The 14,059-nt window shown below is 64.0% G+C and carries 13 protein-coding genes; 5 read left to right on the top strand and 8 right to left on the bottom strand.

Annotation, left to right across the window (positions count from 1 at the left end; translation table 11 throughout):
• Positions 1–379: 379 nt before the first annotated feature.
• Together ACIPUD_RS27310 and trxB are read right to left on the bottom strand one after the other, a co-directional pair.
• Positions 380–1,303: a LysR family transcriptional regulator gene (locus ACIPUD_RS27310; RefSeq protein ID WP_007614700.1), complete on the bottom strand. Its 924-nt coding sequence runs from the start codon at positions 1,301–1,303 to the stop codon at positions 380–382.
• A gap of 5 nt (positions 1,304–1,308) precedes the next feature.
• Positions 1,309–2,274 (bottom strand): thioredoxin-disulfide reductase, encoded by a 966-nt coding sequence (trxB, locus tag ACIPUD_RS27315; RefSeq protein WP_247296188.1) that lies wholly within the window; start codon positions 2,272–2,274, stop codon positions 1,309–1,311.
• A gap of 264 nt (positions 2,275–2,538) precedes the next feature.
• Here trxB and ACIPUD_RS27320 point away from each other — a divergent pair, with 264 nt between their 5' ends.
• Positions 2,539–3,018 carry an Lrp/AsnC family transcriptional regulator gene (locus ACIPUD_RS27320; RefSeq protein ID WP_007596676.1) on the top strand — a complete coding sequence of 160 codons (480 nt, stop codon included), beginning with the start codon at positions 2,539–2,541 and terminating at the stop codon, positions 3,016–3,018.
• A 117-nt stretch (positions 3,019–3,135) separates the two neighbouring features.
• On the opposite strand, the gene greA is transcribed toward ACIPUD_RS27320, so the two are convergent.
• From greA to ACIPUD_RS27335, 3 genes are all read right to left on the bottom strand, one after another.
• Positions 3,136–3,609, bottom strand: coding sequence for a transcription elongation factor GreA (gene greA, locus ACIPUD_RS27325; protein WP_007596674.1), 474 nt, complete (start codon positions 3,607–3,609; stop codon positions 3,136–3,138).
• Positions 3,610–3,820: 211 nt separating this feature from the next.
• Entirely contained in the window at positions 3,821–7,285 is a 3,465-nt protein-coding gene (gene carB, locus ACIPUD_RS27330; protein ID WP_446481884.1) for a carbamoyl-phosphate synthase large subunit, read from the bottom strand.
• Positions 7,286–7,430: 145 nt separating this feature from the next.
• A complete protein-coding gene (locus ACIPUD_RS27335) occupies positions 7,431–8,600 on the bottom strand; it encodes an MFS transporter (protein ID WP_377791895.1) in 1,170 nt (389 codons plus the stop codon).
• Positions 8,601–8,713: 113 nt separating this feature from the next.
• Between ACIPUD_RS27335 and ACIPUD_RS27340 the strand changes: the two genes are divergently transcribed.
• Positions 8,714–9,085: an ArsR/SmtB family transcription factor gene (locus ACIPUD_RS27340; RefSeq protein ID WP_085354352.1), complete on the top strand. Its 372-nt coding sequence runs from the start codon at positions 8,714–8,716 to the stop codon at positions 9,083–9,085.
• Between the two features lie 264 nt (positions 9,086–9,349).
• Here ACIPUD_RS27340 and ACIPUD_RS27345 read toward each other — a convergent pair whose 3' ends face one another.
• Positions 9,350–10,051 carry a class I SAM-dependent methyltransferase gene (locus ACIPUD_RS27345; RefSeq protein ID WP_085349618.1) on the bottom strand — a complete coding sequence of 234 codons (702 nt, stop codon included), beginning with the start codon at positions 10,049–10,051 and terminating at the stop codon, positions 9,350–9,352.
• Between the two features lie 113 nt (positions 10,052–10,164).
• Between ACIPUD_RS27345 and ACIPUD_RS27350 the strand changes: the two genes are divergently transcribed.
• Positions 10,165–10,689, top strand: coding sequence for a Dps family protein (locus tag ACIPUD_RS27350; protein WP_007596666.1), 525 nt, complete (start codon positions 10,165–10,167; stop codon positions 10,687–10,689).
• A gap of 124 nt (positions 10,690–10,813) precedes the next feature.
• On the opposite strand, the gene ACIPUD_RS27355 is transcribed toward ACIPUD_RS27350, so the two are convergent.
• Both ACIPUD_RS27355 and carA read right to left on the bottom strand, forming a co-directional pair.
• On the bottom strand, positions 10,814–11,335 hold the full coding sequence (locus tag ACIPUD_RS27355) for a hypothetical protein (protein WP_446481885.1): 522 nt from the start codon (positions 11,333–11,335) through the stop codon (positions 10,814–10,816).
• A gap of 165 nt (positions 11,336–11,500) precedes the next feature.
• Positions 11,501–12,691: a glutamine-hydrolyzing carbamoyl-phosphate synthase small subunit gene (gene carA / locus ACIPUD_RS27360; RefSeq protein WP_026232561.1), complete on the bottom strand. Its 1,191-nt coding sequence runs from the start codon at positions 12,689–12,691 to the stop codon at positions 11,501–11,503.
• 146 nt (positions 12,692–12,837) lie between these two features.
• On the opposite strand from carA, the gene ACIPUD_RS27365 reads away from it, so the two are divergent.
• Positions 12,838–13,566: an alpha/beta fold hydrolase gene (locus ACIPUD_RS27365; RefSeq protein WP_204512331.1), complete on the top strand. Its 729-nt coding sequence runs from the start codon at positions 12,838–12,840 to the stop codon at positions 13,564–13,566.
• Positions 13,567–13,599: 33 nt separating this feature from the next.
• Complete coding sequence (locus ACIPUD_RS27370) at positions 13,600–14,055, top strand: GatB/YqeY domain-containing protein (protein ID WP_018453597.1); 456 nt, start codon at positions 13,600–13,602, stop codon at positions 14,053–14,055.
• Positions 14,056–14,059: the final 4 nt, after the last annotated feature.

Genomic DNA, 14,059 nt, shown 5'->3' on the forward strand with positions numbered 1-14,059 from the left:
CTCGCGATGACGAAGGCTGTTAGCGCGCGCAAAAATCCGAGGTCCCCGAATGGGGGCCTTTTTTCGAGGCGATTGCCTGCGACGAGATTGCGCACGACTTCGTGATCATTCGCAAATGATGCGGGGTAAGCATGGAACTGTCAATACACGCGGAGGGCGAAGGCCGGATTTGCCAAAAAAAAGCCGGGCTCGATCGAGCCCGGCTTAAGGTATTGGCCACGTGAGGCCGACACAATCACCTTCCAAGAGGGATTACTGAACTCCCGCGCCACTGGAGGAGGGGGACAAATGCGCAACGCGAAGGCTCAGCGTAGAAACATTATGGGCTAGCCTCGCGCCATGCATCAAGCGTCCAAGCCGCATGTCAGACATGCGGAAATCAGGACGGCCAGCGCTGCGCTTTGCTCACCACGAAGTCGCGGAACACTTGCACGCGCGCGACCGTCTTCAGCTCTTCCGGATAAACAAAATACGTATCGAGCTGGATCGAATCCGATTCGCCGAACAGCTGCACGAGGCGGCTCTGTTCTTCGATCAGATAGTCCGGCAGCGCCGCGATGCCGAGGCCCTGCTGACAGGCGCGGACGAGGCCGAGAATGTTGTTGACCCTGAAATAGGCTTCGCGCGGACCCGAGCCGTTGCGCCCCGCTTCGACCAGCCAGTTGCGGTTCTGAAGATGCGGGGCGAAGTTGCCGTCAGAGAGCGTGATGATGCGGTGGGAGTCGAGCTCCTCCAGCGTGCGCGGCGTGCCGAAGCGCTTGATGTAATCAGGCGAGCAATAGGCGTGGAAGCCCATCGCGAACAGCTTGCGCTGAATGAGATCCGGCTGCGTCGGCTTGCGGGTGCGGATCGCGACGTCGGCCTCCCGCATCGACAGGTCGAGCTCCTCGTCGGTGACGATCAGCGAGATCCGGATTTCCGGATAGAGCGCGGTGAATTCGCCGAGCCTGGGGATCAGCCAGTTGATGCCGACGCCGGGCGTGGTGGTGATCTTGAGATCGCCGCTCGGCCGCTCGCGGCTGTCGGTCAGTTTCGCGCGCGCCGCCTGCAGCTGCATGAAGACGTCATGGGCGGTGCGGAACAGGAGGTCGCCCTGTTCGGTGAGGATCAGGCCGCGGGCGTGGCGGTGGAACAGCGAGACCGAGAGCTCCTGCTCCAGTGCCGAGACCTGGCGTGACACCGCCGATTGCGACAGGCCGAGCTGCTCGCCCGCGTGCGTGAAGCTGCCCGCTTCCGCCGCGGCGTGAAACACCTTCAGCTTGTCCCAGTCCATATCCGTAAATCCGTCGCGTGTTCTTGCCATGATGTCTATTCCGCTGCCGCGCGCTCGCTGGCGCGCAGGGCCAAAAATCGTTCCGCCTCGAGCGCCGCCATGCAGCCGAGGCCGGCCGCCGTGACCGCTTGACGATAGGTCTCGTCGGCGACGTCGCCGGCGGCGAACAGGCCGGGGACCGAGGTCGCGGTCGAGTTCGGGGCGACCTCGACATAGCCCGACGGTTTCAGCTTGACCTGCCCAGCCACGAGCTCGGTCGCCGGGGCATGCCCGATGGCGATGAAGACGCCGTCGGTCGGCACATCGGTCAACGCGCCGGACTTGACGTTCTTGAGTCGCACATGGGTGACCTTGTTCGGGTTCTCGGTGCCGCAGATCTCGTCGACGGCTGAGTCCCAGACCACCTTGATCTTCGGGTGCTTGAACAGACGCTCCTGCAGGATGCGTTCGGCGCGGAAGTGATCGCGACGATGCACGATGGTGACCTGCGAGGCATGGTTGGTGAGATACAGGGCTTCTTCGACCGCGGTATTGCCGCCGCCGACCACCACGACTTGCTTGTTGCGGTAGAAGAAGCCGTCACAGGTGGCACAGGCCGACACGCCGCCGCCCTGGAATTTCGCTTCGGACGGCAGCCCGAGCCAGCGCGCCTGGGCGCCGGTGGCGAGGATCACGGTGTCGGCGAGATAGACGTCACCGCTATCGCAGGTGAGGCGAAAGGGTCGCTGCGAGGTGTCGAGCTTCGTCACCAGATCGGTCTTGATCTGGGTGCCCACATGCAGCGCCTGCTTCTCCATCTGCTCCATCAGCCAGGGGCCCTGGATCACGTCGGCGAAGCCGGGATAGTTCTCGACCTCGGTGGTGATGGTGAGCTGGCCGCCTGCCTGGATGCCCTGGATCAGGATCGGCTCGAGCATCGCGCGCGCGGCGTAGATCGCCGCCGTGTAGCCTGCGGGGCCGGAGCCGATGATGACGACCTTTGCATGGACAGCGGCGGACATTTCGACAGATGCCTTTCACGGGGGACTGCAGCGCGGGCGCGGAACGTGCCGGGAGGCCTCGCGGAGGCGCTGAAATATCAGAGGTAATCTAAGCCTTCTGGTGAGCTATGCAAGAATTGCATTCCCTATCGGCGGATTTTTCCAACAGGGAACAAAAGTCGATTGCGCTGCACGCGCAATAAAATTGCGCCGGTCGTGCGGTCTGGGCTATGAGGATTGCGACAAAGCCACCGATACCGCCGCAAGACCAGGAGTTCCAATCACGTGTCGCGGAACCTAGACGAGATCGACCTGAAGATTCTCACCGAGATTCAGGCCGACGGTCGAATCACGAATGTCGAGCTGGCCAAGCGCGTCGGCATTTCGCCCCCGCCCTGCCTGCGCCGCGTGCGGGCGCTGGAGGAGGAGGGGTATATCCACGGCTATCGCGGGCTTCTGGATGCACGCAAGCTCGGCTTCGACGTCACGGTGTTTGCCGCAGTGCACCTCTCCAGCCAGGCGGAGGCCGATTTGCGCGCCTTCGAGGAGTTCGTCCGCGCCGAGCCGCTGGTGCGCGAGTGCTGGATGCTGTCGGGCGAAGTCGATTTCATCCTGAAATGCGTCGCACCCGACATGGCCACCTTCCAGGATTTCGTCACCCACCTGACCGCCGCCCCGCACGTCCGCAACGTGCGGACCTCGCTGGTGCTGCACAATTCGAAATACGAGGCGGCCGTGCCGCTCGACGTGAGAGGAAGAAGGTAGTTCGTCCTCTCCCCGCAGGCGGAGCGAGGTGGAGTAAGCCGCACCCCCTCGGCAACACTAGATATAAAAAGGCCGCGCATCGCGCGGCCTTTTCAAATCACGCGCGACGGCAAATCGTTACCGCCACTCCACCTTGGTGATCTCATAAGCCTTGGCGCCGCCGGGTGCGTTGACCTCGACGGTTGAGCCCTTCTTCTTGCCGATCAGCGCGCGCGCGAGCGGCGAGGTGATGGAGATGCGGCCCTTCTTGGCGTCGGCCTCGACCTCGCCGACGATCTGCCACACCGTCTTCTTTTCGGTGTCCTCGTCGACCAGTGTCACGGTCGCGCCGAACTTGATGGTGTCGCCGGACAGCTTCGAGATGTCGATGATGTCGGCGCGCGCCAGCTTGTCCTCGAGCTCGGCGATGCGGCCTTCATTGTGGGACTGCTCTTCCTTCGCGGCGTGGTATTCCGCGTTCTCCGAAAGGTCTCCGTGCGAGCGCGCCTCGGCGATATGCTCGATGATCCGCGGACGGTCCTCCGATTGGCGCTTCTTCAGTTCTTCCCCGAGCGCGGCAAAGCCGCCCGCTGTCATCGGTACCTTTTCCATCTCTTCTCTCGTCCTTCGGTCGCGCGCGCCCTGAAAAGTCAGCGCGCACGCAACTTGATTCGTCAGTCTGTCCGGGGGCTCAACGCGCGTGCCGCCGAACGTTCATATGGGCTTGGCACCGGAACAGAACAACCATATGGCCGGACAGTTCCTCCGGCCATAGTGGCTTCACCGCCAATCACTAACAGAAGGTTGGGCCTTCCGCTCGCGATCAGGTTTCCGAAAAGTAGCTCTGCAGGGTCCGAACCTCAAGGTCCCCGCCCAGATAGGCGCGGATGCCCTGCGCGGCCGCCACGGCCCCGGAAAGAGTGGTGTAATACGGCACTTTATGCAAGAGGGCCGCGCGCCGCAGAGAACGGCTGTCGGCGAGCGCCTGCGGGCCTTCGGTGGTGTTGAAGACGAGCTGGACGTCGCCATTGGTGATGGCATCGACGATGTGCGGCCGGCCCTCCAGCACCTTGTTCACCTTCTCGGTCGGGATCCCCTGGTCGGTCAGGAAGCGGGCCGTGCCCGACGTCGCCAGCACCTTGAAGCCGAGCGAATGCAGCTCGCGAACGGCCTCGGTGATGCGCGTCTTGTCGCTCTCGCGAACCGAAACGAACACCGTGCCCTTGCGCGGCACCCGCGTGCCGCCGCCGAGCTGGCTCTTGGCGAACGCCACCGCAAAGGAGCGGTCGATGCCCATGACCTCGCCGGTCGAGCGCATCTCGGGGCCGAGCACGGTATCGACCCCGGGGAAGCGGGCGAACGGAAACACCGATTCCTTCACGCCGACATGATCGAGGTTCGCCTTCTTCAGGTTGAAATCGGCGAGCTTCTCGCCGGCCATGATGCGCGCCGCGATCTTCGCCACCGGCGTACCGACCACCTTGGCGACAAAGGGCACCGTGCGCGAGGCCCGCGGATTGACTTCGAGCACGTAGATCTCGCCGTCCTTGATGGCGTATTGCACATTCATCAGGCCGACGACGTCGAGGCCGAGGGCCAGCTCGCGGGTCTGCCGCTCCAGCTCCTCGATCATCTTGTCGTCCAGCGAGTGCGGCGGCAGCGAGCAGGCGCTGTCGCCGGAATGGATGCCGGCTTCCTCGATGTGCTCCATGATGCCGACGATGAAGGTGTCCTTGCCGTCGCAGAGGCAGTCGACGTCGATCTCGGTCGCATCGGACAGATAGCGGTCGAACAGCAGTGGGTTCTTGCCGAGCACGGTGTTGATCTGGCCGGTCTTGTCGTTCGGGTAGCGCGCCTTGACGTCGCCCGGCACCAGCTCCGGCAGCGTGCCGAGCAGGTAATCACTGAGCTGGTTTTCCTCGCGGATGATTTGCATCGCGCGGCCGCCGAGCACGTAGGACGGGCGCACCACCAGGGGCAGCCCGAGATCGGTTGCGACCAGGCGCGCTTGCTCGACCGAATAGGCGATGCCGTTCTTGGGCTGCTTCAGCCGCAGCTTGTCGAGCACCCGCTTGAAGCGGTCGCGGTCTTCCGCAAGGTCGATGGCGTCGGGCGAGGTGCCGAGGATCGGCACTTCGGCGGCTTCCAGCGCGCGCGCGAGCTTGAGCGGGGTCTGGCCGCCGAACTGCACGATCACGCCGTGCAGCGTGCCGTTCGTGCGTTCCTTCGCGATGATCTCCAGCACGTCCTCGGCGGTGAGCGGCTCGAAATAGAGCCGGTCGGCGGTGTCGTAGTCGGTCGACACCGTCTCCGGGTTGCAGTTCACCATGATGGATTCGTAGCCGGCGTCGTGCAGCGCGAAGCAGGCGTGACAGCAGCAATAGTCGAACTCGATGCCCTGGCCGATGCGGTTCGGTCCGCCGCCGAGGATGATGACCTTCTTCTTGTCGGACGGCGAGCTCTCGTCCGCAGGCGCGCCCGCGAACGGCGCCTCATAGGTCGAGTACATGTAGGCGGTGGGCGAAGCGAACTCGGCCGCGCAGGTGTCGATGCGCTTGTAGACCGGGCGAACGCCGAGCGCGTGTCGCTTCGCCGTGACCTCGGCCTCCGTCGTCTCTGCGATCACCGCGAGCCGGGCATCGGAGAAGCCCATGGCCTTGAGCGTGCGCATGCCGAAGGCGTTGCCCGGCAGGCCGTTCTTGCGGACCTTCGCTTCCATCTCGACGATGCCGCGCATCTCGCTGAGGAACCACGGATCGATCTTGCAGGAATTGAAGATCTCCTCGTCCGACCAGCCGAGCCGCATCGCCTGCCCGACCTGGAGCAGCCGGTTCGGTGTCGGCGTGCCCAGCGCAGCGCGGATCGCATTCTTATCGTCGTCGCGACCGAGACCTTCGATCTCGATCTCGTCGAGGCCGGTGAGGCCGGTCTCGAGCCCGCGCAATGCTTTCTGAAGGCTTTCCTGGAAGGTGCGGCCGATCGCCATGACTTCGCCGACCGACTTCATCGACGTAGTCAGCGTGGTGGAGGCACCGGGGAATTTCTCGAAAGCGAAACGCGGCACCTTGGTGACGACATAGTCGATCGTCGGCTCGAACGAGGCCGGCGTGGCGCCGCCGGTGATGTCGTTGGCGATTTCGTCGAGCGTGTAGCCGACCGCAAGCTTGGCGGCGACCTTTGCGATCGGAAAGCCGGTGGCTTTCGAAGCCAGGGCGGAGGAACGCGACACGCGCGGGTTCATCTCGATGACGACCATGCGGCCGTCTTCGGGATTGACGCCGAACTGCACGTTGGAGCCGCCGGTCTCGACGCCGATCTCGCGCAGCACCGCCAGCGAGGCGTCGCGCATGATCTGGTATTCCTTGTCGGTCAGCGTCAGCGCCGGCGCCACCGTGATGGAATCGCCGGTGTGAACGCCCATCGGATCGAGGTTCTCGATCGAGCAGACGATGATGCAATTGTCGTTCTTGTCGCGCACCACCTCCATCTCGTACTCTTTCCAGCCGAGCACGGATTCTTCGATCAGCACTTCGTTGGTGGGAGACGCATCCAGGCCGCGCTCGATGATGTCGAGGAACTCGTCCTTGTTGTAGGCAATGCCACCGCCGGTGCCGCCCATGGTGAAGGAGGGGCGGATGATCGCGGGCAGGCCGATCTCGGACAGCGCCATCAGCGCCTGGCCAAGCGCATATTCCTGGTAGCGCTTGCGGCGGTCGCTTTCGCCGAGTGTCCATTGCCGCTCGAGTTCTTCGAGTGCAGCGCCCGATGCCTTGGCGCGTTCGGCCTGGTACTTGTCGCGGAAGGACTTCTTCAGGGCGGAGGCGTTGGCGAGCCGCGACTTAGGCGTCTCGAGCCCGATCTTGGTCATGGCCTCGCGGAACAGCTGGCGGTCCTCGGCCTTGTCGATCGCGTCCGCGGTGGCCCCGATCATCTCGACGTCGAACTTGTCGAGCGTGCCTTGCTGGCGCAGCGACAGCGCGCAGTTCAGCGCGGTCTGTCCGCCCATGGTCGGCAGCAGCGCGAAGCCGCCGGGAATGACGTGACGTTCCTTCTCGATGATTTTCGCGACGATCTCTGGCGTGATCGGCTCGATATAGGTCGCATCAGCCAATTCAGGATCGGTCATGATGGTGGCCGGATTGGAATTGACGAGGACGATGCGATAGCCCTCTTCCTTCAGCGTCTTCACCGCCTGGGTGCCCGAATAGTCGAACTCGCAGGCCTGGCCGATCACGATGGGACCGGCGCCGATGATCAGGATGGTGGTGATGTCTGTACGTTTGGGCATCAACTCTCGCCGAAGTGGAATTTGGGCACAAAAAAAGGGCGCGCCTGCTGCGCGTCCCTTTGGCCGAGAGCGCGGTGGTCCCCCCTCGCGCGCGGGGTGGGTCTTAGACCAGTTTTCCGGGCGGCGAAACCCCGAAAAACGCCCATCAACCGGCAATTTTGACCGGTTTTGGCCGGGCCTGCCAACCGCGGGCGAGATGGACCAGAAGAGCCGCCGAAACGCTTAATCCGCCGACCCAGCCGAGATCGGCGGGGCTCCACGCCGCAAGCACGGCGCCGCCCAAGGCACCGCCGATCGCAAAGCCGAGATACATGGCCGAGGCGTTGAGCGAGAGCGCGATCATCGAGGCCTGTGGCTCGATCCGGATGATGCTGGCGACCTGGGCCGGGTAGAACGCCCATCCCGAGATGCCCCAGAGGAAGATCGCGCCCAGCACCGCATAATGCGCCTGTCCCGGCATCAGCTTCAGGATCAGCGAATGCAGGATCAGCGCGCTGGCCATGCCGGCAAGTCCGAGACCTGCTGTGGCGAGCGTGCCGAGCCGGTCGGCCAGGACGCCACCGAGCATGTTCCCGATCGCGGCGGCGCCGCCGAACACCAGCAGCGCGAGGCTGATCTGCGACGCATCGAATCCAAGGCCGCGCAGCGGGACCGCGAAATAGGTGAAGACGGTGAAGCCACCGAGCGCCCATAAAATCGTGATCAGAAGCGCCGTCAGGACATTGCGGTGACGCGCCACCGCCAGCCGATCGCTGAGCGAGGCCGTGTTGCGTGGCAGGCCGCGGGGCAGACCGAGCAGGAGGCCGGCGAGCGCAACGGCGCCGATCAGGGCGACCATGGCAAAGGTCGCGCGCCAGCCGAGCAGGCTGCCGACGAGATTGCCGAGGGGAACGCCGATGACGGTCGCGACCGTGAGGCCCGAGGTAACCAGCGCCACCGCGCGGCCGCGTCGCTCCGGCGCGGCGACGGCCACGGATACGGCCAGCGCGGTCGGCATGCACAGCCCGGAGCCCAGCGCCATCAGCATGCGCGAGGCCAGCAGCAGGGCGTAATTCGACGCCACCATCGCCGCGAGGTTTCCGGCGATGAAGGTCGATAGCGCCAGGGCCAGCACGGTGCGGCGGTCGATATTGTTCAGTGTCACCGCCAGGATCGGCGAGCCGACCGCATAGGTGAGGGCGTAGGCCGTCACCAACTGTCCGGCGGCGGGGACGGAAATCGCCAGGTCCGTGGCGATCGACGGCAAAAGCCCAGCAATGACAAAGCCTTCCGTGCCGATCGCAAAGGCTGCCAAGGCCAACCAGAATACGCTCATCCGAGAAATCCCTATGTTCAACGTTTATTGAACTATTGATGGGACCACGTCAGGAGTCAATTGGTTCAAGAACTATTGAACATCTAGGGCCATTTCGCTATGATCTTTAGACCATGAGCCGCAACCCACCCCACCCCACCCGCGAGCAGATCGAACTGCCCATGGTTCTGGATTGCCTGAGCGATCCGATCAGATTGGCGATCGTGTATCACCTCGCGCAGCAGGAACGTGTCAGCGGCGAGCTGTGCTGCGGCGATTTCAACGGGCTCAGCGGCAAGTCGAATCTTGCCTATCACTTCGCCAAGCTGCGCGAATGCGGCCTGATGCAGACCCGCGTCGCCGGCACGAACCGCTTCGTACGCCTGCGCCGCGAGGATCTGGACGCACGCTTTCCGGGCCTGCTCGATGCCGTCATAACCTCTGCGGCAAAGGATGCCGACCGGCTGCGGCTTGTGTCGGAATGTGAAGTGGTTGAGGCTGATTGAGGATTGGGCGGCCAGTCCCTGTACGCTTGCGCTTCGCTCCAGCTACGCCGGACACGCTTCGCCCCCTTCGGGCCTCGCGTGGCTGCGCCACGCGTAGCCCCGTGAGGGGCGAAGCGTGGAGACCCGGCCTGGATTTGAACCAGGATAAAGAGCGATGCATCGCCCTCGCGTAGACACTTCCGCCACCGGGCCGCGGCGATCATTACCGATCGGGGTGCGACAAGCCACCTCAGGCAGACGTTATGCTTAACGGATCCACCAAGCTCAACGGACCAGCGGCGGCCGCGCGACGAACGTCATGCGCCAGCTATTGTGGCCGATATTGCGGTGAGCGCGCTGGACCGCGAAGCCGGCTGCCTTGACCTTGGCGGTGATCTCCTCCTCACTGTAGCGCTGTAGCCCGATGCGCGTGCGCAGCTGGCGGTAATCCGACAGTGCGGTGCTGATCAGCCCGATCAGCGCATCTTTCAAAAAGCCGTGACGCAGGCCGAAGCTGAGCAGCGCTGTGACGTCCCTGAACATGCCGACATTGGGCTGGAGGATATCGCCCAGCACGAGCTTGCCCGAGGGCTTCAGGATACGGGAGAAGTTGAGGAGGGCGGCGTCGAGCTCGTCCGGCGTCATGTATTGCGCGACCGAGTTCATTACGACGAGATCGATCGACTGCTCCTGCATCTTGCGCACATCGTCGAGCGAGCGGACGCGAATTTTCGTGTTCGGGGCAAACCGCGCGATCAACCGGCCGCGCACGCCGGGCGCAGGCTCGGCGAGGATCAGCTTGCCGCAGGCCGCCGCGACCTGGCTCGCCGACAGCGCCTCGCCGCAGGCATAGTCGAGCACGGTCGCCTCGGGCGAAGAGATGTAGCCGATGATGTCCCGCGCGATGATCTGGAAGTGCAAGTCGCGATGCAGCTTGCTGACATAGATCGTGTGCGTCGAGTCGTAATAATCGATCCAATCGTCCATGGTCGTCGAGGGCCCCGGCCAAACGGTTCCGTTGCAGGAACCGGCGCTGCCCGCCTGCGTTAGGGGTGCGGCGGCGCGCCGTCAATGTCTGCGTCCTAACAGGAAGGTTTCCCGTGAGCAAAGCTCCACAAAAGGTCTCGCCCGACCTCGACACGCCCACCGATCTGTCGTCCCAGGCGGTCAACAAGGTTTCGGAGGCACTCAACGTGCTTCTGGCCGACGCGTTCGCGCTGTATCTGAAGACCAAGAATTTCCACTGGCACATCAGCGGCCGGCATTTCCGCGACTATCATCTGCTGCTCGACGAGCAGTCCGACCAGATCTTCGCCACCACCGACCAGCTCGCCGAGCGCGTCCGCAAGATCGGCGGCACCACGCTGAAATCGATCGGGCAGATCGCCAAGCTCCAGACCATCAAGGACAACAACGAAGACTATGTCCCGCCGCGCGAGATGCTGCGCGAGCTGATGCAGGACAACAAGCATGTCGCCGCCGCAATGCGCAAGGCGCACGAGGTCTGCGACGACGCCGGCGACGTCGCCAGCGCCAGCATCCTCGAGAACTTCATCGACGAGACCGAGCGCCGCACCTGGTTCCTGTTCGAAGCCACAAGACAGGAAGGCGCGAACGAGGCGTAGGGGCACACTGTCGTAGGGTGGCCAAAGGCGCGCTCTTCGCGCGCCGTGCCCACTATCTCTCCGCAGTTCAAACTGTTTGGTGGGCAGGCTTCGCTTTGCCCACCCTACTGCACCGTCTTTGTAGCTACCGCCACAACCGCATCAACGCCCCGTTATTGCCCGTCACCGGATCGGCCGGCGGCCGCGCGACGTTTGGAATCGTCTTCAGCGCCTTGGCGTGGTTCTCCGGTGTTGCGCGGGTGACCTCCATCTTCGCGCCCGGCGGATAGGCGCCGATCACGCAGAAATCCGCGCTGGCCTTGATGCGTTGGTGACCTGTGCCGGCGGGCAGGATCGCGACGTCGCCGGCCTTGATCTCCAGCTCCTGGCCGTGGTCGCCGCCGAAGCGGACGCGCGCGCTGCCACGCGCAACGCCGAGCACCTCGTGCACCGTTGCGTGATAATGCAGATAATCGAACACGCCATTGCGCCACGTGCCGCCCCAGCCGTTCGCTTCGAACAAGCGTTCGATCGTCTCTTCCGGCTGTCTGGAATCGAGCTTCACCGCGGCCTGGTAGACCAGGAAGGGGAGGATATTGTTGGGCACGAGCCCGTCATCCTCAAATACGATGGCGAGCGGCTCGGCATTGTCGCGGACGACAGACATAAGAGGCTCCTGCGTGAGCGTAGCAGTGATCAACGAAGGGAGTTAAGCGGCGTTCCTCGTTCCGCTGTCATTCCGGATTCGCGCTGCGCTGCGCCCGGAACGACAAGAGCCCGGGCGAAGGCCCGGGCTCGATGTCGTCAAAGCAGTTGCAGGAGAGCGCGCGCCCTACACGCTCTTGTTCTGCCGCATCAGATCGGCAAAGCGCTGGAACAGATAGTGCGAGTCGCGCGGACCCGGTGAGGCCTCGGGGTGGTACTGCACCGAGAACACCGGCTTGCCGTCGAGCTGGATGCCGCAATTGGAGCCGTCGAACAGCGAGATGTGGGTCTGCGTCGCGCCCGTCGGCAGGGTGCTCTCGTCGACGGCAAAGCCGTGGTTCATCGAGGTGATCTCGACCTTGCCGGTGGTCTCGTCCTTCACGGGATGATTGGCGCCGTGATGGCCCTGGTGCATCTTCTTGGTCTTGGCGCCGACGGCGAGGCCGAGCATCTGATGGCCAAGGCAAATTCCGAATGTCGGCGTGCCCGACTTGATCACGTCCTGGATCACGGGCACGGCATATTTGCCGGTCGCGGCCGGATCGCCGGGACCGTTCGACAGGAACACGCCATCCGGCTTCATCGCCAGGATATCCTCGGACGACGTCGTTGCCGGCACCACCGTTACCTTGCAGCCGACGCCGGCGAGCAGGCGCAGAATGTTGCGCTTGATGCCGTAATCGATGGCGACCACGTTGAACTCAGGCTTGTCCTGGCGGCCAAAGCCCTTGTCCCAGAGCCAGGGCGTCTCGTCCCAGGTGAAGCGCTGGCCTGAGGTGACCATTGGCACCAGGTCCATGCCCTCGAGGCCGGGCCATTCGCGCGCTTCTTCCTTCAAGCCGTGCAGGTCGAACTCGCCGTCCCTGGCGTGCGCGATTACGGCGTTGGGCATGCCCTTGTTGCGGATCAGCGCGGTCAGCGCGCGGGTGTCGATGCCGGAGAGGCCGATGATGCCGCGCGCCTTCAGCCACTGGTCGAGGTGCTTGGTGGCGCGATAGTTCGAGGGATCGGTGATCGCGGTGCGCAGGATCACGCCGCGCGCGCCGGGCGTCGCGGCCATGTTCACCGTCTCGATGTCGTCGTCGTTAGTGCCGACATTGCCGATATGCGGGAAGGTGAAGGTGATGAGCTGGCCGGCATAAGAGGGATCGGTGAGGATCTCCTCATAGCCGGTCATCGCGGTGTTGAAGCAGACCTCGCCGACGGCTTGGCCTTCGGCGCCGAGGCCAAAGCCTTCGAGCACCGTGCCGTCGGCAAGCACCAACAGCGCGGTCGGTTTGTGGTCCGGCCAAGCGTGATCGTTATCATGTTGTGTCATGAGCCCGGTTCATAGTCCCCGCGGGCGCTGCCGTCAAAGCGGAGATGCGCCGATTCACATGCGTTTTTGCATATTTGACAGGTCGGCTTGGGCCCCTAAGCTCCGCAGCATAATTTCCGGCAAATTCCGGGGCTCGGGAGGCAATAATGGACCAGACGACGCCGATTCTGCTGGTTCCGGGATTAGCCTCCTCGGCCCGGATCTATGCACCGGTGATCCCGTCGCTGTGGCAGTTCGGCCCGGTGATGGTCGCCAACCATATTCGCGATGACAGCATGGCGGCGATCGCCCGGCGGGTGCTGAGCGAGGCGCCGCCGCGCTTCGCGCTCGCCGGCCATTCCATGGGCGGCTACATCGCCCTCGAGATCATGCGCCAGGCGCCCGAGCGGGTGGCCAGGCTCGCGCTGATCAACACTCAGGCGCGGCCCGACACGGAGGAGGCGACCGCACGCCGCCGCGGCCTGATGGAGCTGGCCCGGCGCGGGGAGCTGCGTGCCGCGCGCGAGGAGATGTTTCCCGAACTGGTGCATCCGTCGCGCCGCGACGATGCAGGCATTCGCCAGCTCGTACACGAGCAGGGCGATGACGTCGGCGTCGAAGGCTATCTGCGGCAGCAGACCGCAATCATCGCGCGGGTGGATTCACGGCCGACGCTTGCGACGATCAAATGCCCGACATTGGTGCTGACGGGCGATCAGGACAACACGATTCCCAACGCATTCTCGAAGGAGATGGCGGAGGGCATTGCCGGCGCAAGGCTCGTCGTTCTGGAGAATTGCGGACACCTGCCGCAACCGGAGCAGCCTGCGGCGACGGTGCGGGCGCTGGTCGAATGGCTGGGAACCCCGGTTGTCTCCGGGCTGCGAACGGCCTAGATCAGGCGTCGGATAGTCTAGGGGATCACGATCATGCTGCGCGACGACATCAACAATGCGGTCAAGGAGGCCATGAAGGCCAAGGAAGAGCGCAAGCTGTCCACGCTGCGCATGGTCAACTCGACCATCAAGAACGCCGACATCGAGGCGCGCGGCAACGGCAAGCCGCCGCTCTCGGACGCGGACTTGCTCGGCGTGTTTCAGAAGATGATCAAGCAGCGCCAGGAATCGGTTGAGCTCTACGAGAAGGGCGGCCGTGCCGAACTCGCCGCGCAGGAGCGCGACGAGATCGCGGTGATCTCCGCGTACTTGCCGAAGCAGATGTCGGATGACGACGTCAAGAAGGTGATCTCGGACGCGATCGCCGAGACCGGCGCCGCCGGCATGAAGGACATGGGCAAGGTGATCGCCGTGTTGAAGACCAAGTACGCCGGCCAGATGGATTTCGGCAAGGCCTCTGGTTTGGTGAAGGCTGCTCTGACGGGCTAGGCGG

It is taken from the genome of Bradyrhizobium sp. CAR08 (assembly GCF_052871955.1).